The sequence below is a fragment of the Pseudomonas sp. BMS12 genome (assembly GCF_001592875.1).
Lineage (GTDB): Bacteria > Pseudomonadota > Gammaproteobacteria > Pseudomonadales > Pseudomonadaceae > Aquipseudomonas.
The window spans coordinates 81,874-104,166 of record NZ_LSOF01000007.1 but is presented as its reverse complement, the minus strand read 5'-3'; the positions used below and the strand labels follow the sequence as shown (position 1 = coordinate 104,166).

Sequence of the window (22,293 nt, the reverse complement as noted above, 5' to 3'; positions counted from 1 at the left end):
CGAGCGGCGCGCAGTGTACTGAAGACGAGGCGATGGGTGAAGTGGCGCAATTGGCCACTATTCTGCTACTAGTCAATAGAGCTCCCTGGGACAACGGGTCGAGCTTTCGCTCAGGAGTCGGTCATGTCCGAGGCCCGGCAATCAACCAAGGCTTTTCGCAACGTACTCTGGCTGGCTGTCGGGCTGGTCATTGCGTTGCTGTTGCTGGTGCAGTGCTGGGGGCCGCTGCAGGGCTGGGGCAACGCGCATGGCGATTGGCTGATTCGTCAGCGTGCCGCTCAGCAGGGCCCGGATCCCCGCCTGGTGGTGATTGATATCGACGACACCAGTCTGCAAGCCCTGGCCGGTGAGGCGGGCAAGTGGCCCTGGCCGCGCTCGCTGCATGCCGAGTTGCTGGAGTATCTGCTGAAACAGAAGGCCGAGGCGGTGGTGTTCGACGTGTTGTTCAGCGAGCCTGACCGTTTCCATCCCGATGCCGATGCCTATTTCAACGAAGTGCTGGCGCTCGGCTCCCGGGTCTATCTGGCGGCCCTGCAGCAGCGCCCCGCGACGGCGGCGAGCGCGCCGCTGTTGACCAGCTACCCGCCGCAAACCGGACTGCAGCCCGGAGGGCAACAGCAACGTGGGTTGCTGCTGCTGCCCTGGGCGGTGGCTGCGCAGCACTGGAAGACCGGTACCATCAACTTCACCCCGGATGCCGATGGCGTTGGTCGGCGTTACGACATTCGTCGCCACATCGGCGACTGGCGCTTGCCTTCGTTGCCGGCGCGGGTGGCCCAGGATCAGGGCGTGACTCTGCCGGTGGCCGACAGCTTTCTGCTCGATTGGCGCAGCGCCGAGCGCGTGCCCTATCCGCGTATTCCGTTCGCCGAGGTGCTGGCCCGGGCCCGTGGTGAGCCGGGCCAGCTGGCGGACGACTACTTCGCCGGCAAGGTGGTGGTGATAGGTACCACCGCCACCGGGCTCTACGATCTGCGGCGTACCCCGTTGGACGATCTGTACCCGGCGGTGTTCATCCTCGCCACCGCTATCGACAACCTGCTCAACGGCCAGCGGCTGCAGACCGTGCCGGGCTGGGTCATGGCGCTGGTCGGTGCCGCTTTGTTGCTGGCGCTGCAGTTGTGCCTGCTGCACGAGCGCCTGCTGGCCGCCAGCCTGCTGACCCTGGGCGCCAGCCTGGCACTGTTTCTGGGGGCTTATGTGCTGATGCTGCAGGAGGCTGTGCTGGCCAAGGTGCTGCCCAGCCTGTTGGCGCTGTGGTTGCTGCTGGCGCTGGCGTTGGCGGTGTTCTATTGGCGCCGGCGCCGTCAGTTGAGTAACACCATCAGCCTGTTCAGCCGTTTTCTCGACCCGCAGGTGGTGGCGCAACTGGTGGCCCGCGAGGATCCTCAGGCGCTGCTGGCCAGTCGCGAGTGCCAGCTCACCGTGCTGTTTTCCGATATCCGCAATTTCACCACGCTGTCCGAGCAGCGCAGTGCGGCGGAGATCATGCAGATTCTGGAGAACTACTTCGCCGGCCAGGTGGATGTGCTGTTCAAGCACCGGGCGACCCTCGACAAGTTCATCGGCGACGCGATCATGGCCTTCTGGGGCGCGCCGCAGGCCAACCCGGGCCAGGCCCTGGATGCGGTCAACGCGGCGCTGGAGATGATCGACAACGTCGAGCGCTACCGCCGCGATTTCGCGCACCCGGATTTCGATATCGGCATCGGCCTGCACACCGGCCCGGCGGTGGTCGGCATGGTCGGGACCAGCAAACGCTACGACTACACTGCCATAGGTGACACGGTGAATCTCGCCAGCCGTATCGAGGGCCTGACCAAGGGGCGCGCGCGCCTGCTGGTGTCGGCCGCGACCATGCGGGCCTGCGGCGATGCGTTCGACTTCGTGCCTCATGGCGATTTCCAGGTCAAAGGCCGCATCGAGCCGGTGACCCTGTTCGAGCCGAGGAGAAAACAACCATGAACAAAACCTTTGCCGCCGCCCTCCTGGTGCTGGCGGGTTGGCTGGTCAGTGCCATGGCGCTGGCCGAAGTGCTCGGTGGCATCACGGTCCAGGCCACGGCCTTGCGAGAGGCCCCCGGCGCCAGCGCCGCGACCTTGCAGCAACTGCCGGCGCAGACGCGCTTGCAGATCCTGCAGCGTCAGGGTGGCTGGTATCAGGTGCAGACGGGTGGCGGTACCCAGGGTTGGGTGGCGCTGCTGGCGGTGCGCTTCGACAAATCCGCCACGGCCAAGGGGGGCAATGTCTCCGACCTGCTCAAGGGCAGTACGGCGGTGGAGCCCGCCAGTGGTGTCGCGACCGGTGTCCGCGGCGTGACCGACGATCGCCTGGAGGGTGGCGGCGGCTCCGGCGCCGCGGCGTTGCAGCAGCTGGACGGTTACGCGGTGACCCCGAGCAATGCCCGTGGTTTCGCCCAGGATGGTGGGCTGCGCAGCCAGTCCATCGCCTACCAGCGTTGAAACAGGAGTAGCCAGCATGATCAGGTTCATTCGGTATGCCGTCTCGCTGCTCCTGCTCGCCGCGCTGGCGGGTTGCGAGTCGCTGGAGGGAGTCAGTATTCAGGGCGTCGACCTGTCCCCGCTGGCCAGTGCCGGCCGCCATCTCGGCAACCTGGGCGACAAGAGCCAGGACGAGGAAATGCTCATCGGCGCCAGTACCGCCGAGCTGTTGCTCAGGCAGGCACCGCTGTTGAACAGCCCGGCGCTGCAGGGCTACGTCAATCGGGTCGGGCGCTGGGTGGCGCTGAACAGCGAGCGACCCGAGCTACCCTGGCGTTTCGGTGTGATCGACAGCCGCGTGGTCGGGGCCTATGCCGCACCGGGTGGCTATGTGTTCATTACCACGGGCATGCTGGCGCGGATGGACAGTGAAGCCGAGCTGGCCGGTGTCCTGGCGCATGAAGTGGCGCACGTGGTGCAGCGTCATCACTTGCAGGCAATCAAGCAGCAGGCCGGCGCCGGCCTGCTGGGCGACCTGTCGCGACTCGCCCTGCAGGCCAGTTCGGCCAGCTCCAGTCACCCGGCCAGTAGCAGCATCGTGACCGAGCAGAAATTCGATCAGCTGGTCACCAACCTCTATACCCGCGGGCTCGATCGTGGCGACGAGTTCGAGGCGGATCGCATGGGGGCGGTGCTCGCCGCCCGTGCCGGCTACGATGCCTATGGCCTGGCCACAGTGCTGCAGGGCCTGGCCACCCTGAAGCAGGACGATGCCACGCTGGTGACCTTCCTCAAGGTGCATCCGAACATCGGTGATCGCCTGACCCGCCTCGCGGCAACCTATGCCTATCTGGACTCGGTTGCTGCCTCGGGCAGCCAGTTGACCCTGCAGGAGCGCTATCGCCAGGCCCTGTTGCGCCGATAGGCGTCAATGCGAGTGCTTGGCGCTCGGCTCGAAGTCGCAGACGTGGTGGGCGTATGGCGTCGTGGTGGCTGGCGCGGGTGTCGCCGGCAACAGGAGCTGGCTCTGGCCGGGGTCGAGGTAGCAGCGTGAATCGATGAAGACCTTGACCAGGTCGCCATCGAGCAGGCCGCTCTTCACTTCGGCCTGGAGTATGTCCAGCGCATGCTCCACCGGCACTGCCGGCTTGTAGGGGCGGTCGGCGGCGGTCAGTGCGTCGTAGATGTCGCAGATGGTCATGATCCGCGAGGCGCAGGGAATTGCATCGCCAGCCAGGCCCTTGGGGTAGCCGCTGCCATCGAGCTTCTCGTGGTGCGCCGCGGCGATCTCGGGGATGCGGTGCAGCGCCGGGGTCCAGGGGATCAGCTTGAGGAAGTCGCGGGTGTGTACCACGTGGCGTTCGATTTCGGCGCGCTCCTCCTGGGTCAGGCTGCCGCGGCGAATGGCCAGGGCGCAGAACTCGTGTTCCGAGAGTAGGCCGATCAAGCCGTCGTCGTGGCTTTTCACCACATGCCCCTGGATTTCCTGCAGGTGGTTGAAGTCGCCCTCGGTCAGCACGCTCGGCTCGTTGGCCTTGAGAATATCGCGCAGGTACTGGTCCAGACGCTCGCACTCCAGCGCCAGCTCGGTCTCCCATTGCTGTCGTAACGGCTCGTCCAGCACGCCGTGTTGCCGGTAGGCCTGGAGCATGCGGCGCAGGGTCTGGTTGTGCAGGCTCTCCTTGGCCAGGGCCACCCGATAGCGCAGGTTTTCGACCACGGCTTCCGGCAGCTTCTTGGCCTTGGTCAGTACGTGCTCGCGTACCCCGACCTTGCCGAAATCGTGCAGCAGGGCGGCGTAGCGCAGCTCGCGCAGCCCCTCGTCGTTCAACGCCTGCTGGCGCAGGTGGCTCATGGGCGCCTGGGGCAGCTGGCGGGCAAGGGCGATGCACAGGTCGGCAACGCGGAACGAATGGCCGGCCGAGGTGGGGTCGCGTTGTTCGATGGCGAACACCGAGGCTTGCACGAAGCCGTCGAACAGCTGGCTGATGTCATCCAGCAACTGGCGATTCTCGATGGCCACGGCGGCCTGGCTGGCCAGCGCGCGCAACGAGGCGGCCATCACCTCGTCGAAGGCGATGGCCTGGCCGTTATCGTCCTGACAGTTGATGAACTCCAGCACCCCGACCACCTCATGGCGATGGTTGAGCATGGGAATGGCCAGCAGTGACAGGGTGCGGTAGCCCACCTGCATGTCGAACGAGCGATTGAAGCGGTAGGGTGCATCCGGCGGAATGGCATAGGCGTCGGCGATATTCAGCTCGGTACTGGTGAGGGCCACATAGCCGGCGATGGACGCCTTGGTCAGCGGCATGCGCTGTTCCTGGAAGCGGGTCGGCATCGAGCTGTTCTGCGTCAGCTTGAACAGCAGTTGCGGCTGCTCGCCCTTGTTGTCCACCAGGAACAACGAGGCGGCATCGCTGTTGGACAGGCGGCGCCCCTCGGTAAGAATCTTGCTCAGGAGGCGATCCAGGTCCTTTTCGGCGGATAGCGCCAGGCCAACATCCACCAGTTTCTGCAGGTCGCCGTCCTTTTCCTGCAGGGCAGCAGCCAGTTGCCCGGTCTTCTGCCGGAGATGGAACTGTTCGGCGGCGAAGCCGAGCAGGGCCACCAGCTCGTCCTCGCTGGCCGTATTCGGCAGTGGCAGGGCCCCGTCCATTGTCGCGAAGGCTACCAGGCTGGCGCCGCAGCCCTGCCAGATCGACAGCGGCTGGGCCCGCAACAGGCTGTCATCGAGCAGCAGCACCTCCAGCTCGCCACTTGCCGGCAGGGTAGTTGTGTCCAGCTCGCGCAGCCTGATCCCCCTGCGGGTCAGTTGGGTATGCAGGGTGGATGCGGCAAAGAGTGGGCTGTGCCCCACCGTGAAGCTGGCTGTCATCGCTGAAACCCTCGGCGGTGCAGGGGAGTAACGCTCCTTGAGTATTGCACCGGCTCTGCGGGGCTTCCATGTCAGCCGGTCGAATCGGCACGTGCTGCGTACGAGGGGAGAAATCGCGGGCAATAAAAAACCCCAAGGAAAAGGCTTCGCTTGGGGTTTCTCGGTATTAGTGGTGCCCAGGGACGGAATCGAACCGCCGACACGGGGATTTTCAATCCCCTGCTCTACCGACTGAGCTACCTGGGCAACGGGGCGCCATTAAACGGATTTGGCTTTGCAGTGTCAAGCAGGGCCAAGAAAATTTTTTGAGTGTGGACGGGCGGTTACGAATGTTCCTGGTCTGCGGCCGGGGGATTTCTGTGTTGCTGGTGCCCTGGGTTCGAGCTGCGGACGTGCTGTGGGAGCGGGCTTGGCTGCGGGTGTGAGCTTCGGTCGCGGCCAAGGCCTCTCCTGCAGGTGGTTATGCGCTGGGTGGCACGTAGCCGTCGGCCTGGGCGTAGTCCTGGCCGGAGAGGAACTTGTCCATCTCGGCCTGGAGGAACTTGCGGTCCTCGGCGTTCATCATGTTCAGGCGGCGTTCGTTGATCAGCATGGTCTGGTGTGCCTGCCATTCGTCCCAGGCCTTCTTCGACACGTTGTCAAAGATGTCCTGGCCCTTGGCGCCCGGGTAGGGCGGGCGGTCGAGGCCGGGCAGGTCCTCGTTGTACTTGCGGCAGTGAACGGTACGGCTCATGACTCTTCTCCTGCATTCAGTTCTTGCGCGGCTCGCTTGAGGAGCTTCTTCACCGGGGCGGCCAGGCCCAGGCGCGGCGGGCTGGCGAGGTTATACCAGAGCCAGTCGCCCTCGGCCACGGCGGGTGCGGCCTGCTCGACGCGCACCAGCCAGGGTTCGATGGCGAGCTGGAAGTGGCTGAAGGTGTGGGTCAGCCCGGCCAGCGAGTGACGTTCGCCGAGGCTCAGGGAGTGCTGGCTGGCGAGGGGTTCGAGGGCGGCCAGGTCGTCCAGTTCCGGCAGGCTCCACAGGCCGCCCCAGAGGCCGCTGGAGGGGCGGCGGTAGAGCAGGATGGCGCCGTCGCGGTTGGCCAGCAGTGGCATCAGCGTGCGTTTCTGCGGCAGCGCCTTGCGCGGCTTGGGCTCGGGGAAGTCGCTCTCGCGGCCGAGCAGGTGGGCGCGGCAGCCGTCGCGCACCGGGCACAGCAGACAGCTCGGTTTGCTGCGGGTACAGAGGGTGGCGCCGAGGTCCATCATCGCCTGGGTGTAGTGGTTCACCCGTTCATGCGGGGTCAGCTGGTCGGCCAGTTGCCACAGTTGCTCGGCCACCTTGGGCTCGCCCGGGTAGCCATGCTGGGCCTTGTAGCGGGCCAGCACGCGCTTGACATTGCCGTCGAGGATCGGTGCGCGCAGGCCCATGCTCAGGCTGGCGATGGCGCCGGCTGTGGAGCGGCCGATGCCGGGCAGCTCGGCCAATTGCTCGGCCGAGCGGGGGAACTCGCCGCCATGCCGCTCGACCACCATCTGCGCGGCTTTGTGCAGGTTGCGCGCGCGGGTGTAATAGCCGAGGCCGGTCCACAGGTGCAGGACCTCGTCCTCCGGTGCCGCGGCCAGTGCCTGCACGGTCGGCAGCGCCTCCATGAAGCGGTCGAAGTAGCCGAGCACGGTGCTGACCTGGGTCTGCTGCAGCATGATTTCCGAGACCCACACCCGATACGGGGTGATGCCCTGTTGCCAGGGCAGGTCCTTGCGCCCGTGCTGGTCATACCAGGCCAGCACGGCGCCGTTGAACTGCTCGGGGCTCATCGGTTGAACAGGCCCTTGAGTGCGTCCTTGAGTTCCGGGCTGACCTTGTCGCCGAGCTTCTCTTCGATCTTCTCGCTGAGCTTGGCGCCGGCCAGCTTGCTGGCGACCTTGGCCAGGCCATCCTTGTCCAGGCGGCAGGCCTTGGCGCCCAGCTCCAGCGGGCCGCGGCAGCGCAGCGGCCACTCGATGCCGACATAGCGCTCGTTGACCTGGCAGGCCGGGTCCGGCATGGCGGTCTTGTCGCCTTCGATGACGATGCCGACGCGGTAGTCCAGGCCCAGCACGCGCAGGTCGACATCGCCGTGGCCGTTGACCGTCAGGCCCGGGATACGCGCCTTGAGGTCGGGGTTGCTGGCCACGCCGTTGGTGAACTTCAGGCTGCCGTGCAGCTCCTCGAAGGGCGTGTCCTTGCTGCGCGGCTCGCCGGACAGCGACTTGCGGTTGAGGGTGGCGATGCCCTGGCACAGTTGCTGTTCGACGTTGGCGTCTACCAGCACGCCGTCGTTCAGACTGAAGTCGGCGGTGCCGTTGAGGGCGTCGACCCAGGCCTTCTGGCTGTTGCCCTGGGTGCGGATGTCGGCACTCAGGTCGAGCTTGCCGCGCACGGGCGCCTTCTCGCCCTGGGCTTCGAGCAGCTTCTCCACAGGAATGCGCTTGAGCTGTTTACGCGCCGTTAGCACGGGAATGGCCGGGCGGGCGTCGAGCTGCGAGGTGGCGCTGAATTCGCCGCCGTACAACTCGCCGCGCGCCTCCTGCAGGCTGAGCAGGCCGCCCTTGGCGGTTGCCTTGAAGTTGGCGTTGTCGATGGGCAGCTTGCTGACGATCAGCTGGCCGATGCCGAGGCTGGCCTGTACGTCCAGCTTGCGCAGCTGCTCCAGCGGCAGCAGTTGGGCGCTGCTCCAGGCCTGCTGGGTCGGTGCGTCCGGCAGCGGCGTGGTGCCGCTCTTGCCGGCGGCGGCGACGGTCTGCTTGACCTCGTTCTTGCGCGCGGCGCCGGCGCTGGCGTCCTTGTCTTGCGGCGGCAGATAACGGTCGAGGTCGAGCTTGTCGCCCTTGAGCTGCAGGCGCAGCGCCTGCTTGGCGAAGTCGTTGACGGCCAGCTTGCCGCTGAAGCTGCTGTCGTCGAGCTTCAGCGCCAGGTCGTCGAAGGCCACGCTGCTCGGCGTGCCGCTCAGGCGGGTGGACAGCTCAAAGCGGCCCAGGGTGCCCTGGTCGCGCATGGCCGGCAGTGCCACGCCGATGCCGTCGAGGAACTCGCGCAGGTTGACCTGGGCCACGGACAGGCTGCCCTCCAGCTTGGCGCTCTTGTCCAGATCACGCAGCTTCACTTCGCCGAGGGCGCGCAGCTGGTTGGCGGAAAGCTTGATGCCGGTCCACTCGGCGACCTGGGCGGACTGGTCGAGCAACAGCTGGCCCTGGCTGGAGAAGGTCAGGGTCTTGCCGTTCAAAGGCTCACCCGAGGCTTCGCCGGCCAGCTTGAGGTCCTGCAGCTGGTAACGCTTGAGGCTGCGGTCGAAGCGCAGCAGGCCTTCCAGTTCGGTCTTGGCGCGCAGCACCGGCTGGTTGGTGCCGAGGAAGGCCAGTAGCTTGACCGGGATGTCCGCGCCTTCGCGGATGGCGCCGGTGCTCAGTTCGATGCCTTCGGCGCTGAACTGCTGGCCGCTCTGCTCGTCGTGGTAGTCGACGCGCGAATTGCTCACGGTGAGGCTGTCGATATCCAGCTTGAGCGGCTGGCCGCCTTCTTCCGCGGGTTGCTGGTTATTGTCGGTGGGCGCCGGCGCGCTGCCTGGTTCGGCGGCGCTGGTAGTCGGCTTGGCCGGCTGGCCGACGTCTTCCCAGTTGCCGTGGCCCTGCTTGTCGCGCTGCAGCGTCAGGTTGAGGCCATCGACGCGGATGTCGCTCATCTGTACTTCCTTGCGCAGCAGCGGAAGCACGCGCACGGACAGGCCGATCTGGCGCAGGTCGGCGAAGGGCTTGTCCGGGCTGCTGGCGCTGGCCAGGGTGGCGTCGGTCAGCTCCAGGCCGAGCCAGGGGAACAGGCTCCAGCCGATGTCGCCCTTGAGCTGCAGTTCCAGGTTGGCTTTGTCGCGGGCCAGTTGCTGGATCTCGTCCTTGTAGTCGTTGGGATCGAACAGGTGGGTCAGGGCGAAGCCGAGACCGATGATGATCAGCAACAGGCCGAGCAGTAGCAGACCCAGGATCTTGCCGAAGGCTTTCATGGACCAGTCCTTGTAGTGAGAGTTCTTCTGGTAAGGGCGCGAGTATAACGCCGGCTCGCCCACTGGCACCTTCAGTCGGCCGGCAGTGCGGCAGCGACCCGCTCGGCGATGGCCAGGCTGGCGGTGAGGCCAGGTGATTCGATGCCGAACAGGTTGACCAGCCCCGCCAGGCCGTGGGCGGCAGGGGTTTGGATGACGAAGTCGGCGGCCGGTTCCCCGGCGCCGGCCAGCTTGGGCCGTATGCCGCAGTAGGCGGGCTGCAGGCGTGCCGGGTCGAGCGCAGGGAAATAGCGGGCGATGGCGGTGGCGAAGGGCTGGCGCAGGCGTTCGTCGACGCCGTAGTCCAGGGCTGGCACGTAGTGCATGTCCGGGCCGAAGCGCAGCTGGCCGCCGAGGTCGAGGGTGGCGTGGATGCCGAGCCCGGCGGTGTTGGCCTCCGGCATCGGGTAGATCAGGTGCGTCAAGGGACTGCGTCCGCTGTAGCTGAAGTAGCGGCCCTGGCACAGGTGCAGCGGTGGCACTTCGCCCAGGCCCTGGGTGTGCCTGGCGAGCTGCTGAGCAAAGGCGCCGCCGGCATTGACCACCCGTTGCGCGTGCAGGGTGAAGGGCTGCCCGGCGCTGACGCCCTCGACCTGCCAGCCGCGCGGGTCGGTTTGCAGGCTGTCGATTCGGGTGTGCAGCACCAGTTGCGCGCCACGGCTCTGCGCGACGGCAAGCAGCGATTGCAAGTAGGCGTGGCTGTCGATGATGCCGGTGCTGGGCGAGAGCAGGGCGCTGACGCCGCGTACGGCCGGCTCCAGTCGGGCCAGCTGTTGGGCGTCCAGGGTTTGCAGGTCGTCCACGCCACAGGCGCGGGCATTGGCTTGCAGGCTTTCCAGGCGGCCGACTTCGTTTTCCTCCACGGCCACCAGCAGCTTGCCGAGGCGCCGGTGTGCCACGCCATGCTGCTCGCACCAGGCATACAGGCGCTCACGGCCCTCCAGGCACAGTTCGGCCTTGAGCGAGCCCGGGGGATAGTAGAGGCCGGCGTGGATCACCTCGGAGTTGCGGCTGGAGGCATGGCTGCCGATCAGCGCTTCGCTTTCGACGATCAGGCAGCTGCGTCCGGGCTCGGCCAGCCGCGCAGCGCAGGCCAGGCCGAGGGCTCCGGCGCCGATGATCAGTAGGTCGACGGAGTCCATGAGGCGTCCAGGGCGGGTGATCGGGTGGGGCCGCAAGGCTGGTGCTGGGCGGTGATGTTGGCTGGGTTGGGCATGTTCGCGTCGTGTCCGCTTACAGGTTATCCAGCGGCAGCCCGCTGCGCGCGGCCAGGGCCTGACTTTCCAGATGATCCCTCGGCGCGGCCAGGTGCAGCGGTTTGCCGGCCTGGGTGGCCAGGCGCCGTGCCTCGTCGAGGATGCGCCGGGCCACGCCGCGCTTGCGGCTGAGCTTGCGTACGCACAGGTGCGACAGGCGCCAGCAGTCCTCGCCACGGGTCAGCAGGGCGGCGCCGAGCAGGCGGTCGTTGCTGCGCCCGGCGATCAGTTTGCCGCTGCCGATGCCGTCGGCCAGCAGCGCATCGACGCTGGCGTAGGGCGTCAGCAGCCAGTCCGGGGCGTCGGCGTAGACCTTGTCCAGGTCGGTGTGGTCCTGGGCGGACGGGCGGCTGACGATTTCGACCAGAACGGGCATGGCGACTTCCTCGGGGGCAGGCTGCGCAGTGTAGGACGCGATCGATGACATCGATAGTCGCGGCCCGACCACCGCCGGTAGCCGCCCGCGGCGCGCCCCGCCTATAATGGCGGCCTTTTCCCGTCAGTAGCCTGTGGAGCTGGAGATGGCCGAACGTACGGCATCCGTCGAGCGCAACACCCTGGAGACCCAGATCAAGGTCTCGATCAACCTGGATGGCACCGGCAAGGCCAAGTTCGATATTGGCGTGCCCTTCCTCGAGCACATGCTCGACCAGATCGCCCGTCACGGCCTGATCGACCTGGATATTTACTGCAAGGGCGACCTGCACATCGACGACCACCACACCGTGGAAGACGTCGGCATCACCCTCGGCCAGGCCTTCGCCAAGGCCGTCGGCGACAAGAAGGGCATGACCCGCTACGGCCACTCCTACGTCCCGCTGGACGAGGCGCTGTCGCGCGTGGTGATCGACTTCTCCGGTCGTCCGGGCCTGCAGATGCACGTGCCGTTCACCCGCGCGGTGGTCGGCGGCTTCGACGTCGACCTGTTCCAGGAATTCTTCCAGGGCTTCGTCAACCACGCCCTGATCAGCCTGCACATCGACAACCTGCGCGGGACCAACACCCACCACCAGATCGAGACGGTGTTCAAGGCCTTCGGCCGCGCCCTGCGCATGGCCGTGGAGCTGGACCCACGCATGGCCGGACAGATGCCATCGACCAAGGGCTGCCTGTAAATGCAGACAGTTGCAGTAATCGACTACGGCATGGGCAACCTGCATTCGGTGGCCAAGGCCCTGGAGCACGTCGGCGCTGGCCGAGTGCTGGTCACCAGCGATGCCAATGTGATCCGCGAGGCCGATCGCGTGGTGTTCCCCGGCGTCGGCGCGATCCGCGACTGCATGGCCGAGATCAAGCGCCTGGGCTTCGACAGCCTGGTGCGCGAGGTCAGCCAGGATCGCCCGTTTCTCGGTATCTGCGTCGGCATGCAGGCCCTGCTGGAGCGCAGCGAGGAGAACGGCGGGGTCGACTGCATCGGCCTGTTTCCCGGTCAGGTGCGCTTCTTCGGCAAGGATCTGCATGAGGATGGCGAGCACCTGAAGGTGCCGCACATGGGCTGGAACGAAGTCGCGCAGACCGTCCGGCACCCGCTGTGGCACGAGATTCCGGACCGTGGTCGCTTCTATTTCGTGCACAGCTACTACATCGAGGCCGGCAATCCGACCCAGGTGGTCGGTCGTGGTCACTACGGCAAGGACTTCGCCGCGGCGCTGGCCGAGGGCTCGAAGTTCGCTGTGCAGTTCCACCCGGAGAAGAGTCATACCCATGGCCTGCAGTTGCTGCAGAACTTCGTTGCCTGGGATGGCCGCTGGTAAATGAGCCGGGGCAGGAAGGCCGCCGTGCTGGAGCTCGAAGGTGCTCCGCAGCAGGCCGCCTTGCAGGTACTGCAGCGCTTTCTGGAAGACCGCTTCGAGCTGGAACTCGGCTCGTTCGAGGTGCAGGAAGTGCTCGACCTGATCTCCCGCGAGATCGCCCCGCACTACTACAACAAGGCGATTGCCGACACCCAGGCGCTGTTGGTCGATCGCTTCGCCAGTTTGGAGAGCGACCTGTGGGCGCTCGAGAAAAGCTGACGCCATACCGTATTCACGACTTGAGCAGGTTCAACCGATGCTGATTATCCCCGCTATCGATCTGAAGGACGGCGCCTGCGTGCGTCTGCGCCAGGGCCGCATGGAAGACTCCACGGTGTTTTCCGATGACCCGGTGAGCATGGCCGCCAAGTGGGTGGAGGGCGGTTGCCGTCGCCTGCACCTGGTCGACCTCAACGGCGCCTTCGAAGGCATGCCGGTCAATGGCGAGGTGGTCACCGCCATCGCCAAGCGCTACCCGAACCTGCCGATCCAGATCGGCGGCGGCATCCGTACCCTGGAAACCATCGAGCACTATGTGCGCGCCGGCGTCAGCTACGTGATCATCGGCACCAAGGCCGTTAAAGAACCCGAGTTCGTCACCGAGGCGTGCAAGGCCTTCCCGGGCAAGGTCATCGTCGGTCTGGATGCCAAGGACGGTTTCGTCGCCACCGACGGTTGGGCCGAGGTGTCCAGCGTGCAGGCCACCGACCTGGCCAAGCGTTTCGAGGCCGACGGCGTCTCCGCCATCGTTTATACCGATATCGCCAAAGACGGCATGATGCAGGGCTGCAACGTCGAGGCCACCGCGGCCCTGGCCGCTGCCAGCAAGATCCCGGTGATCGCCTCCGGCGGCATCCACAACCTGGGCGATGTCGAGAAGCTGTTGCTGGCGCGCTCGCCCGGCATCATCGGCGCCATCACCGGCCGTGCGATCTACGAAGGCACTCTGGATGTCGCCGAGGCGCAGGCCTTCTGCGATAGCTTCAAGGGCTGATCAAAGTGTAGGGTGGGGTAGTCGCATCGCGGCGCAACCCACCGAACTGCGTTGCATGTAAACCTGCTTTGGCGGGTTACGGCCTGCGGCCTAACCCGTCCTACGAGAGCACCGATATGGCACTGGCTAAGAGAATCATCCCCTGCCTGGACGTGGACAATGGCCGCGTGGTCAAGGGCGTCAAGTTCGAGAACATCCGCGACGCCGGTGATCCGGTCGAGATCGCCCGCCGTTACGACGAGCAGGGTGCGGACGAGATTACCTTTCTCGACATCACCGCCAGCGTCGACGGCCGCGACACCACCCTGCACACGGTGGAGCGCATGGCCAGTCAGGTATTTATCCCGCTGACCGTCGGTGGCGGCGTGCGCACCGTGCAGGACATCCGCAACCTGCTCAATGCGGGTGCGGACAAGGTCTCGATCAACACTGCCGCGGTCTTCACCCCGGAGTTCGTCGGCGAGGCGGCCGATCGTTTCGGCTCGCAGTGCATCGTGGTCGCCATCGATGCCAAGCGAGTGTCCGCGCCGGGCGAGCCGGGTCGCTGGGAGATTTTCACCCACGGCGGGCGCAAGCCGACCGGCCTGGATGCCGTGCTGTGGGCGAAGAAGATGGAAGACCTCGGCGCCGGCGAGATTCTGCTGACCAGCATGGATCAGGACGGTGTGAAGAGCGGTTACGATCTCGGCGTTACCCGCGCCATCAGTGAGGCGGTGGGTATCCCGGTGATCGCCTCGGGCGGTGTCGGCAACCTCGAGCACCTGGCTGCCGGCATTCTCGAAGGCAAGGCGGATGCGGTGCTGGCGGCGAGCATCTTCCACTTCGGCGAATACAGCGTGCCGGAGGCCAAGGCCTACCTGGCCAGCCGCGGTATCGTGGTGCGCTGAGTGGTGCACCACGGCGGCGCGCGTGTGCGCGAGTCGCCAGCGTATCTGGGGGCGCACGGCTAAACTTGCACCCCTTGGCTCGCCGGCGGCGAGCCCACTCTTTCAAGCGACAAGGAGTTCCACCCCCATGCTTTTGCCCAGATTGCTGGCAGCGTTGCTGCTGGCAGGTATTTCTATTGCCCGTGCCGACTCGCTGGTGCTGCTCACCGAGAACCTGCCGCCGTTCAACATGGCACTCAACGGCGGCAACTTCGCCCGCGACGAAGGCGTTGGCGGTATCAGCTCGGACAGCCTGCGCCTGGTTTGCCAGCGTGCCGGCGTGGAGTGCCAGCAGATCCTGCGCTTCCCCTGGCAGCGGGTCTACGATCAGGCGCTTGCCGAGCCCGGTTACGGGCTGTTCTCGGTGGCGCGTACCGTCGAGCGCGAGGGTCTGTTCAAGTGGGTAGGGCCGATTGCCAGCGAGGACTGGGTGTTGCTGGCGCGGGCCGACTCGCCGCTGGTGCTGGCCAGCCTGGAGGATGCCCGCAAGTACCGCCTGGGTGGCTATCAGGGCGATGCGCCCAGCCAGAAACTGGTAGATGGCGGCCTGGAAGTGCAGCTTTCGCTGTACGACAGGGAGAATCCGGAGCGCCTGGCCAAGGGCCAGATCGACCTGTGGGTGACCTCTGCCGTGGCAGGCCAGTACCTGGCTCGACAGCAAGGCTACAAGGACTTTCGCGTCGCCCTGACCTTCGGCCGCGGCGATCTCTACCTGGCGCTCAACAAGGAAACCCCGGATGCGCTGGTCGAGCGCCTGCGCCAGGCGCTGGAGCAGCTGCGTAGCGAAGGTGCGCTGGAGGCTGTCGCGCAGAAGTACTGATTCGTCGCCTGGCGTGGTTCGCTTTTTGCGTATTTATTGCCGCGAACGACTTCCCCGTTGCGCGGCGTGGCGGCGGCTGTGACGGGATTCACGGCGACCGGTCTGGCGCGTGGCACTATGCGCGCTCAATGCGCTGCCGGTCGCGGCGTTGGTCGGCGGCCGCGACGCTGGCCATTTGCAGAGAAGTCGCCCCTATAACCACAATTCTGGAGCTGTACTGCGATGCTGAAGTATTTGCGCAAGGCGCTGTTTGTCGGACTGGTCTGCTTGGCCGGTGGGGCGCACGCCGAAATCCCCGAAGACTACAAGGTGGTACTGCTGACGGAGAACTTCCCGCCATTCAACATGGCCATCGACGAGAAGAACTTCGCCCGCGACGAGAACATCGACGGCATCAGCGCCGATTTGGTGCGTGAGGTCTTCAAGCGTGCCGGTATCGGCTACACCCTCAGCCTGCGTTTCCCCTGGGACCGCATCTATCGCCTGACCCTGGACAAGCCCAGCTATGGCCTGTTCTCCACCACCTTCACCGAAGAGCGCAAGCCGCTGTTCAAGTGGGTCGGGCCGTTGGCCAAGAGCGAGTGGGTACTGCTGGCGGCGCCGGGCAGCACGATCAAGGTCAACAGCCTGGAGGAGGCGCGTAAATACACCATCGGCGCCTACAAGAACGACGCTGTCAGTCAGCATCTGGAGAGCAAGGGGCTGACACCGATCAACTCCCTGCGCGACCAGGAAAACGTGGCCAAGCTGATGAGCGGCAAGATCGACCTGTGGGCCACCACCGATCCGGTCGGCCGCTACATTGCCCGTCAGGAAGGTGCCAGCGGCCTGCAGGTGGTGTTGCGCTTCAATGCCGCCGAGCTGTACCTGGCGCTGAACAAGGAGACCCCGGACGAAGTGGTCCAGCGCCTGCAGCAGGCCCTGGATGCGCTGCGCAGCGAGGGCTATGTCGACGAGATTACCAACAGCTACCTCTGAGAACCTGTCCAAACTCTGCTGCGCGTCGGCACTGCTGCGTTAAAAACAGGCTCGGAATGCTCATTTACAACTCGTAAACTCCGCTTCCTCGCCTGTTTTTGCCTTGCATTGCTCTAGCTCGCGAGACTTTGAAAGGGTTCTGGATATCGGGTCCGCCAGGCTATTCTCTTGAGAACACGTCCCCGGGGCGCTTCGTGCTACCCTTCAGCCGCCCCGGGGACGGCTAGCCGTTTCGTTGTGGCCTGACTTTCAAGGAATCCCATATGCTGTTGAAGCGACTGACTACGCTGCTGCTGGGTGCCGGCCTGCTGTTCTCTGCCGCCGCCCGCGCCGAATTGCCCGCCGACTACAAGGTAGTGCTGCAAACCGAGAACTTCCCGCCCTACAACATGGCCACCAATGGCAAGAATTTCGCTCGCGAGGAGAACCTCGCCGGAATTGCCGTGGACATCGTGCGCGAGACCTTCAAGGCTGCCGGTATCTCCTACACCATGACCCTGCGTTTCCCCTGGGCGCGGGTCTACAAGATGGCCCTGGAAACACCGAACAACGGTGCCTTCGTGATGGCCAAGCTGCCCGAGCGGGAAAAGCTGTTCAAGTGGGTCGGTCCCATCGGGCCGGATGACTGGGTGATGCTGGCGCGTGCCGACAGCACCATCAATCTGATCAGCCTGGAGCAGGCCAAGTCCTACAAGGTCGGTGCCTACAAGGGTGATGCCATCGAGGAGCATCTGCTCAACGCCGGACTGCAACCGATCAGCTCGCTGCGTGACCAGGAAAACGCGCACAAGCTGCAGGAGGGCAAGATCGACCTGTGGGCCACCGGCGACCCCGCCGGTCGTTACCTGGCCAAGCAGGAAGGTGTCACTGGCCTGAAGACCGTGCTGCGCTTCGACAGCGCCCAGCTGTTCCTGGCGCTCAATCCGGAGACCCCGGACGAAGTGATCGAGCGTCTGCAGAAGGCCCTCGATGGGCTGCGTGCCAGCGGCGAAGTGGACAAGATTTTCCAGAAGTACGTCGAGTAAGCCATTCGCTGGCAAAGAAAAACCCGGGCTTGCCCGGGTTTTTCATGTCTGCGCTGCGGCTCAGTTGCTGCGGGTGACGTTCAGGCCCTTGAGCAGGTTGAGGGCCTGGCTCAGCTGGTAGTCGTCGTCTTGCGGGCGAGGCGCCTTGGCTGTCTTCTTGCCGCTGGGGCGATCCGCGCCACCGTTGCCGTTACCCAGGTGGCCGGCCAGGTCGGCTTCCTTGATGGTCTCGTCACCCTGTTCGCGGGTCACCTTGGCGCGGGTCACCTCGATGTCCGGGATGATGCCCTGGGCCTGGATCGAGCGGCCGTTGGGGGTGAAGTACAGGGCGGTGGTGAGCTTCAGGGCGCGGTCGTTGTTCAGCGGCAGCACGGTCTGCACCGAACCTTTGCCGAAGCTGTCGGTGCCCATCAGGATGGCGCGCTTGTGGTCCTGCAGGGCGCCGGCGACGATCTCCGAGGCCGAGGCGCTGCCGCCGTTGATCAGCACCACCAGCGGCACGCCCTCGCTGGCGTCGGCCGGGTCGGCGTTGAAGCGCAGCTCGGAATTGGCGATGCGGCCCTCGGTGTAGACGATCAGACCCTTCTTCAGGAAGTGGTCGGAAACCTCGACCGCGGCCTGCAGCACGCCGCCGGGGTTGTTGCGCAGGTCCAGCACCAGGCCGCTGAGCTTCTTGCCGTTGTCCTTGCGCAGCTTGGCCAGGGCCTTGCCGACTTCCTCACCGGTGTTGACCTGGAACTGGCTGATGCGAATCAGGCCGTAGCCCTCGTCGAGCAGCTGGCTCCTGACGCTCTTGACCTTGATCACCGCGCGGGTCAGTTGCACATCGAACGGGCGGCCGCCCTCGCGCACCAGGGTCAGGTTGATCTTGCTGCCGGCTTTGCCGCGCATCTTGTCCACGGCTTCCATCAGCGACAGGCCCTTGGTCGGCTGGCCGTCGATCTTGACGATCAGGTCGCCCGGCTGGATGCCGGCCTTGGAAGCGGGGGTGTCATCGATCGGCGAGACCACCTTGACGAAGCCATCCTCGACGCCGACCTCGATGCCCAGGCCGCCGAACTCGCCGCTGGTGCTTTCCTGCAGTTCGGCGAAGGCTTCCGGTTCCAGGTAGGCGGAGTGCGGGTCGAGATTGCTGAGCATGCCCTTGATGGCATTCTCCAGCAGGGTCTTGTCATCGACCGGCTCGACGTAGGCCGACTTGATGCGGTCCATGACCTCGGCAAAGGTGCGCAGTTCGTCCAGCGGCAGAGGTGCCTTACCGCTGGCGCTCGGCGCCTCGACGATTTCGCTGGCCGCCAGGGCCGGGCCGCCGAGCAGCAGGCCGATGGCGAGGGCGAGGGGGGTGAGGCGACGGAATTGCTGCATGTGAACTCCCAAAAGTGATCAAGCGCCGACAGCTATGCGGCTGTCATCCTTGCGCGCGGCACCATTGCGCCGGGTCGCTCGGGCGGCCCTGCTGACGGATGGCGAAATACAGCGCCGGGGTTTCCTGGCCGCCGCTGGTGCCGACCGTGGCGATGGCCTCGCCGGCCTCCACCAGGTCGCCGGCATCCTTGAGCAGACTCTGATTGTGGCCGTACAGGCTCAGGTAGCCGTTGCCATGGTCGAGAATGACCAGAAGCCCGGCGCCACGCAACCAGTCGGCGAATACCACGCGTCCGCCATGTACGGCGTGTACCTGGCTGCCGGCGCTGGCGCCGATCAGTACGCCGTCCCACTTGGCGCGGGCATCGCCGGCGCGCGGGCTGCCGAAGCGGGCGACCAGGCGGCCGTTGACCGGCCAGGGCAGTTTGCCCTTGGCTTTGGCAAACGGCCCGCCGAAGGCTGCGCCGTCGCTCGATACGCTCGGGCCCAGCGGCAGCGGGCGGCTGTTCGGGTCGCGTGCCTGCTGTGCGGCGAGGGCGGCCAGGCGGCGTGCCTCCTCGGCTTCGCGGGCCTGGCGGGCGAGGGTTTCCTCGATGGTCTTGAGTACCTGGGCCAGTTCGGCCTGCTCGCGCTGGCGCGCCTTGAGTTTGCGGTCACCGGCGCCGTACTGCTGGTTCAGCTTGGCCAGTGCCTGCTGGCGCTCCTTGCGCACGGCGGCGAGTTTTTCCCGGCGCCCGTCCAGCTCGCTTTTCTGCGCCTGCAACTGGGCCTGCTGGCTGGTGATCTCGGCTTCCACATTGCTCAGCTGGCGTAGCGTCTCATTGAAGGCTTCGAGCTGTTCGAGGCGGGCACGGCCGAGGTAGTCGTAATAGGTGAGGGTGCGCGAGAACTGTTCCGGCTGCTGCTGATTGAGCAGCAGGCGCAGCGGTTCCTGCTGGCCGCTCTGGTAAGCGGCGCGGGCCTGCAGGGCTATCAGGTGCTGCTGCTCAAGGCGCGATTGCTGGAGTTTTTTTTTCTCCTGATCGAGGCGTTGCAGCTCTTCCTCGCTTTTCTGCAGTTCGCCTTCGAGGCTCTTGACCTCTTTCTGCAACTGGCCCATCTCGGTCTCGCTGCGCTGCAGCTCCTTCTGCACGCCGGATTTCTCGCGCTGCAGTTTTTCCAGCAGCTTCTTCAGCTCGGCCACGTCGGCGCGAGCGGCATCGAGCTGCTTCTGGGCGTCGGCCTTTTCATCGGCAAAGGCCGGGGCGGTCAGACAGACAAGAAAGGCGAGGGCAAGGGCGCGAAACATGGTGATGCGGCACCGGGTGCGGGGGACGGCCTAGTATGCCCGTGGCGTGGCGCAAAAAAAACGCCCGCCGGCATGAGCCGGCGAGCGCTTCACGGATTGCTCCGTCTTATTGCAGTTCGACTATGGTCTTGCCGGTCATTTCCGCCGGCACCGGCAGGCCCATCAGGGTCAGCAGGGTCGGCGCCACGTCGGCCAGTACGCCGCCCTGGCGAATGGCTGCCGGGCGTTTGCCAACATAGATGAAGGGCACCGGTTCGCAGGTGTGGGCGGTGTGCGCCTGGCCGGTGCACTCGTCTTCCATCTGCTCGACGTTGCCGTGGTCGGCGGTGATCAGCGCTTCGCCGCCGACCTTGTCCAGCGCGGCGACGATGCGGCCGACGCAGGCGTCCAGGCATTCCACAGCGGCCACGGCGGCGGAGAACACGCCGGTGTGGCCGACCATGTCGCCGTTGGCGTAGTTGACGATGATCACGTCATAACGCTGGTTTTCGATGGCATCGACGATCTTGTCGGTGACTTCCGGCGCGCTCATCTGCGGCTGCAGGTCGTAGGTGGCGACGTTCGGTGAGGGGATCAGGATGCGCTCTTCGCCGGCGAAGGGCTCTTCGCGGCCGCCGGAGAAGAAGAAGGTGACATGGGCGTACTTCTCGGTTTCGGCGATGCGCAGCTGGGTCTTGCCGTTGTTGGCCAGGTACTCGCCGAGCACGTTGGTCAGGGCTTCCGGCTTGTAGGCGCTGGGCGTCGGGATGCTTGCCGCGTACTGGGTGAGCATGACGAAACCGGCCAGTTGCGGCACGCGCTTGCGTTCGAACTCCTTGAAGCCGGGCTCGACGAAGGCGCGGGTCAGCTCGCGGGCGCGGTCGGCGCGGAAATTCATGAAGACGATGGCGTCGCCGTCCTCCACCTTGACTGGCGCGCCGATGGTGGTGGCCTTGACGAACTCGTCGCTCTCGCCGCGCTGGTAGGCGGCACTCAGGCCTTCCACGGCACTGGCGGCGTTGAATTCGCCCTGGCCGTCGACGATCAGGTCGTAGGCCTGCTCAACGCGATCCCAGCGGTTGTCGCGATCCATGGCGAAATAGCGGCCGGTGAGGCTGGCGATGCGGCCCTTGCCGAGTTTGGCGAAGGTGGCATCGAGCAGCTCGATGGAGGGCTGGGCGCTCTTCGGCGGAGTGTCGCGGCCGTCGAGGAAGGCGTGCAGGTAGATCCTCTCGGCGCCACGCTGGGCGGCCAGCTCGGCCATGGCAACGATGTGGTCCTGGTGGCTGTGCACGCCGCCGTCGGAGAGCAGGCCGAGAATATGTACGGCCTTGCCGGCGCCGACTGCTTTATCGACCGCCTTGGTGATCTCGGCGTTGTCGAAAAACTCGCCGTCGCGGATCGCCTTGGTCACGCGGGTGAAGTCCTGGTACACCACGCGGCCTGCACCGAGGTTCATGTGGCCCACCTCGGAGTTGCCCATCTGCCCATCCGGCAGGCCGACGTCCATGCCGCTACCGGAGATCAGGCCGTGCGGGAAGCTGGCGCGCAGGTGGTCGTAGACCGGTGTGCTGGCGGCGTGGATGGCGTTGTATTCGGGGTTGTCGCTGTGGCCGAAGCCGTCGAGGATGATCAGGACCAGGGGTTTGGGCGTGGCGCTCATGCAGGCTCGCTCGCTGTGGTGATCAAAAAAGGTCGCGCATTTTACGGCCATAAGCCCGCGGCGTCACCGCCGGGCGGGGCTTGGCCGACCTGCGGGGCTGTGTATACTGGCCGCCATTTTAAGGCTTTGGAACCCCGCGATGTTGGCCCACCTGATTGAATTTGCCACTAACCACTATGCATTGGCCGGCACTTTTGCCGTACTGCTGGTGCTGCTGATCGTCACCGAGCTGCGCAAGGGTGGTCAGAGTCTGTCCAGCCGCGAGCTGACCGCGCTGGTCAACGCCGATCAGGGCCTGGTGCTGGATGTGCGCAGCAACAAGGACTTCGCCAGCGGCCATATCGTCGATGCGCTGAACATTCCTTACGAGAAACTGGCCAACCGCATGGTCGAGCTGGAGAAGCACAAGGCCAAGACCATTATCGTGGTCGACGCTCTGGGGCAGCATGCCGGCGGCGTCGCTCGTGACCTGCAGAAGGCCGGCTTCACTGCAGCCAAGCTCGGCGGTGGCATCGCCACCTGGCGCGGCGACAACCTGCCTGTGGTCAAGTGACATGCCCGAGGTGGTTGTCTACTCCAGCGCCTGGTGCCCCTACTGCATTCGCGCCAAGCAGCTGTTGAGCAGCAAGGGCGTGGCCTTTCGCGAAGTCAGCGTGGATGGCAAGTCGGATGTGCGCGCCGAGATGACCCGCAAGGCTGGCGCCACGTCGGTGCCGCAGATCTGGATCGGCAGCACCCATGTCGGGGGCTGCGACGATCTCTATGCCCTGGAGCGCGCCGGCCGGCTCGACGCGCTGCTCGGCGCCTGAACCCTCTCAGAAACCCGCAATAA

22 protein-coding genes and 1 tRNA gene are annotated in these 22,293 nt (G+C 65.6%); 13 read left to right on the top strand and 10 right to left on the bottom strand.

Going from position 1 to position 22,293, the window contains the following annotated elements:
- Window positions 1–123 precede the first annotated feature (123 nt).
- Genes AYB31_RS07930 through AYB31_RS07920 form a run of 3 tightly spaced genes read left to right on the top strand, consistent with a single transcriptional unit; the run spans window position 124 to window position 3,366 of the window.
- The gene (locus AYB31_RS07930; RefSeq protein ID WP_068827467.1) at window positions 124–1,965 is read left to right on the top strand and encodes a CHASE2 domain-containing protein; all 1,842 of its coding nucleotides are present in this window, start codon (window positions 124–126) and stop codon (window positions 1,963–1,965) included.
- Window positions 1,962–2,462, top strand: coding sequence for an SH3 domain-containing protein (locus AYB31_RS07925; RefSeq protein ID WP_068827465.1), 501 nt, complete (start codon window positions 1,962–1,964; stop codon window positions 2,460–2,462). Before AYB31_RS07930 ends, AYB31_RS07925 begins: the two co-directional genes overlap by 4 nt.
- A gap of 16 nt (window positions 2,463–2,478) precedes the next feature.
- Entirely contained in the window at window positions 2,479–3,366 is an 888-nt protein-coding gene (locus AYB31_RS07920) for a M48 family metalloprotease (protein ID WP_068827463.1), read from the top strand.
- A 3-nt stretch (window positions 3,367–3,369) separates the two neighbouring features.
- Here the strand turns inward: AYB31_RS07920 and AYB31_RS07915 are convergent, their stop codons facing one another.
- The 7 genes from AYB31_RS07915 to AYB31_RS07885 all read right to left on the bottom strand — a co-directional run bounded on the left by AYB31_RS07915 (window position 3,370) and on the right by AYB31_RS07885 (window position 11,006).
- Window positions 3,370–5,319 carry an HD domain-containing phosphohydrolase gene (locus AYB31_RS07915; protein ID WP_068827461.1) on the bottom strand — a complete coding sequence of 650 codons (1,950 nt, stop codon included), beginning with the start codon at window positions 5,317–5,319 and terminating at the stop codon, window positions 3,370–3,372.
- Window positions 5,320–5,489: 170 nt separating this feature from the next.
- Window positions 5,490–5,565: transfer RNA gene (locus AYB31_RS07910), tRNA-Phe, on the bottom strand.
- Window positions 5,566–5,779: 214 nt separating this feature from the next.
- Window positions 5,780–6,052, bottom strand: a complete 273-nt coding sequence (locus AYB31_RS07905; RefSeq protein WP_068827459.1) for an oxidative damage protection protein — start codon at window positions 6,050–6,052, stop codon at window positions 5,780–5,782.
- Window positions 6,049–7,116: an A/G-specific adenine glycosylase gene (gene mutY / locus AYB31_RS07900; protein WP_068827457.1), complete on the bottom strand. Its 1,068-nt coding sequence runs from the start codon at window positions 7,114–7,116 to the stop codon at window positions 6,049–6,051. The genes AYB31_RS07905 and mutY overlap by 4 nt, the downstream gene beginning before the upstream one ends.
- Window positions 7,113–9,335 (bottom strand): AsmA family protein, encoded by a 2,223-nt coding sequence (locus AYB31_RS07895; protein WP_068827455.1) that lies wholly within the window; start codon window positions 9,333–9,335, stop codon window positions 7,113–7,115. Before AYB31_RS07895 ends, mutY begins: the two co-directional genes overlap by 4 nt.
- Window positions 9,336–9,406: 71 nt before the next feature.
- A complete protein-coding gene (locus tag AYB31_RS07890; RefSeq protein WP_068827453.1) occupies window positions 9,407–10,516 on the bottom strand; it encodes an NAD(P)/FAD-dependent oxidoreductase in 1,110 nt (369 codons plus the stop codon).
- Window positions 10,517–10,607: 91 nt separating this feature from the next.
- Window positions 10,608–11,006, bottom strand: coding sequence for an acetyl-CoA sensor PanZ family protein (locus AYB31_RS07885; protein WP_068827451.1), 399 nt, complete (start codon window positions 11,004–11,006; stop codon window positions 10,608–10,610).
- A 145-nt stretch (window positions 11,007–11,151) separates the two neighbouring features.
- On the opposite strand from AYB31_RS07885, the gene hisB reads away from it, so the two are divergent.
- The 8 genes from hisB (at window position 11,152) to AYB31_RS07845 (ending at window position 17,166) form a co-directional block, all read left to right on the top strand.
- Complete coding sequence (hisB, locus tag AYB31_RS07880; protein ID WP_068827449.1) at window positions 11,152–11,745, top strand: imidazoleglycerol-phosphate dehydratase HisB; 594 nt, start codon at window positions 11,152–11,154, stop codon at window positions 11,743–11,745.
- A complete protein-coding gene (gene hisH, locus AYB31_RS07875; RefSeq protein WP_068827447.1) occupies window positions 11,746–12,384 on the top strand; it encodes an imidazole glycerol phosphate synthase subunit HisH in 639 nt (212 codons plus the stop codon).
- Entirely contained in the window at window positions 12,385–12,642 is a 258-nt protein-coding gene (locus AYB31_RS07870) for a DUF2164 domain-containing protein (RefSeq protein ID WP_068827445.1), read from the top strand.
- Window positions 12,643–12,679: 37 nt separating this feature from the next.
- Window positions 12,680–13,417, top strand: coding sequence for a 1-(5-phosphoribosyl)-5-[(5-phosphoribosylamino)methylideneamino]imidazole-4-carboxamide isomerase (hisA, locus tag AYB31_RS07865; protein WP_068827444.1), 738 nt, complete (start codon window positions 12,680–12,682; stop codon window positions 13,415–13,417).
- A gap of 116 nt (window positions 13,418–13,533) precedes the next feature.
- A complete protein-coding gene (hisF, locus tag AYB31_RS07860) occupies window positions 13,534–14,304 on the top strand; it encodes an imidazole glycerol phosphate synthase subunit HisF (protein WP_068827441.1) in 771 nt (256 codons plus the stop codon).
- Window positions 14,305–14,431: 127 nt separating this feature from the next.
- On the top strand, window positions 14,432–15,163 hold the full coding sequence (locus tag AYB31_RS07855) for a substrate-binding periplasmic protein (protein WP_068827439.1): 732 nt from the start codon (window positions 14,432–14,434) through the stop codon (window positions 15,161–15,163).
- Window positions 15,164–15,385: 222 nt separating this feature from the next.
- Complete coding sequence (locus tag AYB31_RS07850; protein WP_068827437.1) at window positions 15,386–16,141, top strand: substrate-binding periplasmic protein; 756 nt, start codon at window positions 15,386–15,388, stop codon at window positions 16,139–16,141.
- Between the two features lie 266 nt (window positions 16,142–16,407).
- The gene (locus AYB31_RS07845) at window positions 16,408–17,166 is read left to right on the top strand and encodes a substrate-binding periplasmic protein (protein ID WP_068827675.1); all 759 of its coding nucleotides are present in this window, start codon (window positions 16,408–16,410) and stop codon (window positions 17,164–17,166) included.
- A 60-nt stretch (window positions 17,167–17,226) separates the two neighbouring features.
- Here the strand turns inward: AYB31_RS07845 and AYB31_RS07840 are convergent, their stop codons facing one another.
- The 3 genes from AYB31_RS07840 to gpmI form a co-directional block, all read right to left on the bottom strand.
- Window positions 17,227–18,531, bottom strand: coding sequence for a S41 family peptidase (locus tag AYB31_RS07840; RefSeq protein ID WP_068827435.1), 1,305 nt, complete (start codon window positions 18,529–18,531; stop codon window positions 17,227–17,229).
- A gap of 43 nt (window positions 18,532–18,574) precedes the next feature.
- Window positions 18,575–19,819 carry a murein hydrolase activator EnvC family protein gene (locus AYB31_RS07835; RefSeq protein WP_068827433.1) on the bottom strand — a complete coding sequence of 415 codons (1,245 nt, stop codon included), beginning with the start codon at window positions 19,817–19,819 and terminating at the stop codon, window positions 18,575–18,577.
- A gap of 106 nt (window positions 19,820–19,925) precedes the next feature.
- Complete coding sequence (gene gpmI / locus AYB31_RS07830) at window positions 19,926–21,461, bottom strand: 2,3-bisphosphoglycerate-independent phosphoglycerate mutase (RefSeq protein WP_068827431.1); 1,536 nt, start codon at window positions 21,459–21,461, stop codon at window positions 19,926–19,928.
- A 139-nt stretch (window positions 21,462–21,600) separates the two neighbouring features.
- On the opposite strand from gpmI, the gene AYB31_RS07825 reads away from it, so the two are divergent.
- Together AYB31_RS07825 and grxC are read left to right on the top strand one after the other, a co-directional pair.
- On the top strand, window positions 21,601–22,014 hold the full coding sequence (locus AYB31_RS07825) for a rhodanese-like domain-containing protein (protein ID WP_068827429.1): 414 nt from the start codon (window positions 21,601–21,603) through the stop codon (window positions 22,012–22,014).
- Window position 22,015: 1 nt separating this feature from the next.
- Window positions 22,016–22,270 (top strand): glutaredoxin 3, encoded by a 255-nt coding sequence (grxC, locus tag AYB31_RS07820; protein ID WP_068827427.1) that lies wholly within the window; start codon window positions 22,016–22,018, stop codon window positions 22,268–22,270.
- Window positions 22,271–22,293 lie beyond the last annotated feature (23 nt).

Bases quoted from the DNA above. Each gene is read 5' to 3' on its own strand.
- AYB31_RS07930 (WP_068827467.1), top strand. From the start codon at position 124: ATGTCCGAGGCCCGGCAATCAACCAAGGCTTTTCGCAACGTACTCTGG.
- AYB31_RS07925 (WP_068827465.1), top strand. From the start codon at position 1,962: ATGAACAAAACCTTTGCCGCCGCCCTCCTGGTGCTGGCGGGTTGGCTG.
- AYB31_RS07920 (WP_068827463.1), top strand. From the start codon at position 2,479: ATGATCAGGTTCATTCGGTATGCCGTCTCGCTGCTCCTGCTCGCCGCG.
- AYB31_RS07915 (WP_068827461.1), bottom strand. From the start codon at position 5,319: ATGACAGCCAGCTTCACGGTGGGGCACAGCCCACTCTTTGCCGCATCC.
- AYB31_RS07905 (WP_068827459.1), bottom strand. From the start codon at position 6,052: ATGAGCCGTACCGTTCACTGCCGCAAGTACAACGAGGACCTGCCCGGC.
- mutY (WP_068827457.1), bottom strand. From the start codon at position 7,116: ATGAGCCCCGAGCAGTTCAACGGCGCCGTGCTGGCCTGGTATGACCAG.
- AYB31_RS07895 (WP_068827455.1), bottom strand. From the start codon at position 9,335: ATGAAAGCCTTCGGCAAGATCCTGGGTCTGCTACTGCTCGGCCTGTTG.
- AYB31_RS07890 (WP_068827453.1), bottom strand. From the start codon at position 10,516: ATGGACTCCGTCGACCTACTGATCATCGGCGCCGGAGCCCTCGGCCTG.
- AYB31_RS07885 (WP_068827451.1), bottom strand. From the start codon at position 11,006: ATGCCCGTTCTGGTCGAAATCGTCAGCCGCCCGTCCGCCCAGGACCAC.
- hisB (WP_068827449.1), top strand. From the start codon at position 11,152: ATGGCCGAACGTACGGCATCCGTCGAGCGCAACACCCTGGAGACCCAG.
- hisH (WP_068827447.1), top strand. From the start codon at position 11,746: ATGCAGACAGTTGCAGTAATCGACTACGGCATGGGCAACCTGCATTCG.
- AYB31_RS07870 (WP_068827445.1), top strand. From the start codon at position 12,385: ATGAGCCGGGGCAGGAAGGCCGCCGTGCTGGAGCTCGAAGGTGCTCCG.
- hisA (WP_068827444.1), top strand. From the start codon at position 12,680: ATGCTGATTATCCCCGCTATCGATCTGAAGGACGGCGCCTGCGTGCGT.
- hisF (WP_068827441.1), top strand. From the start codon at position 13,534: ATGGCACTGGCTAAGAGAATCATCCCCTGCCTGGACGTGGACAATGGC.
- AYB31_RS07855 (WP_068827439.1), top strand. From the start codon at position 14,432: ATGCTTTTGCCCAGATTGCTGGCAGCGTTGCTGCTGGCAGGTATTTCT.
- AYB31_RS07850 (WP_068827437.1), top strand. From the start codon at position 15,386: ATGCTGAAGTATTTGCGCAAGGCGCTGTTTGTCGGACTGGTCTGCTTG.
- AYB31_RS07840 (WP_068827435.1), bottom strand. From the start codon at position 18,531: ATGCAGCAATTCCGTCGCCTCACCCCCCTCGCCCTCGCCATCGGCCTG.
- AYB31_RS07835 (WP_068827433.1), bottom strand. From the start codon at position 19,819: ATGTTTCGCGCCCTTGCCCTCGCCTTTCTTGTCTGTCTGACCGCCCCG.
- gpmI (WP_068827431.1), bottom strand. From the start codon at position 21,461: ATGAGCGCCACGCCCAAACCCCTGGTCCTGATCATCCTCGACGGCTTC.
- AYB31_RS07825 (WP_068827429.1), top strand. From the start codon at position 21,601: ATGTTGGCCCACCTGATTGAATTTGCCACTAACCACTATGCATTGGCC.
- grxC (WP_068827427.1), top strand. From the start codon at position 22,016: ATGCCCGAGGTGGTTGTCTACTCCAGCGCCTGGTGCCCCTACTGCATT.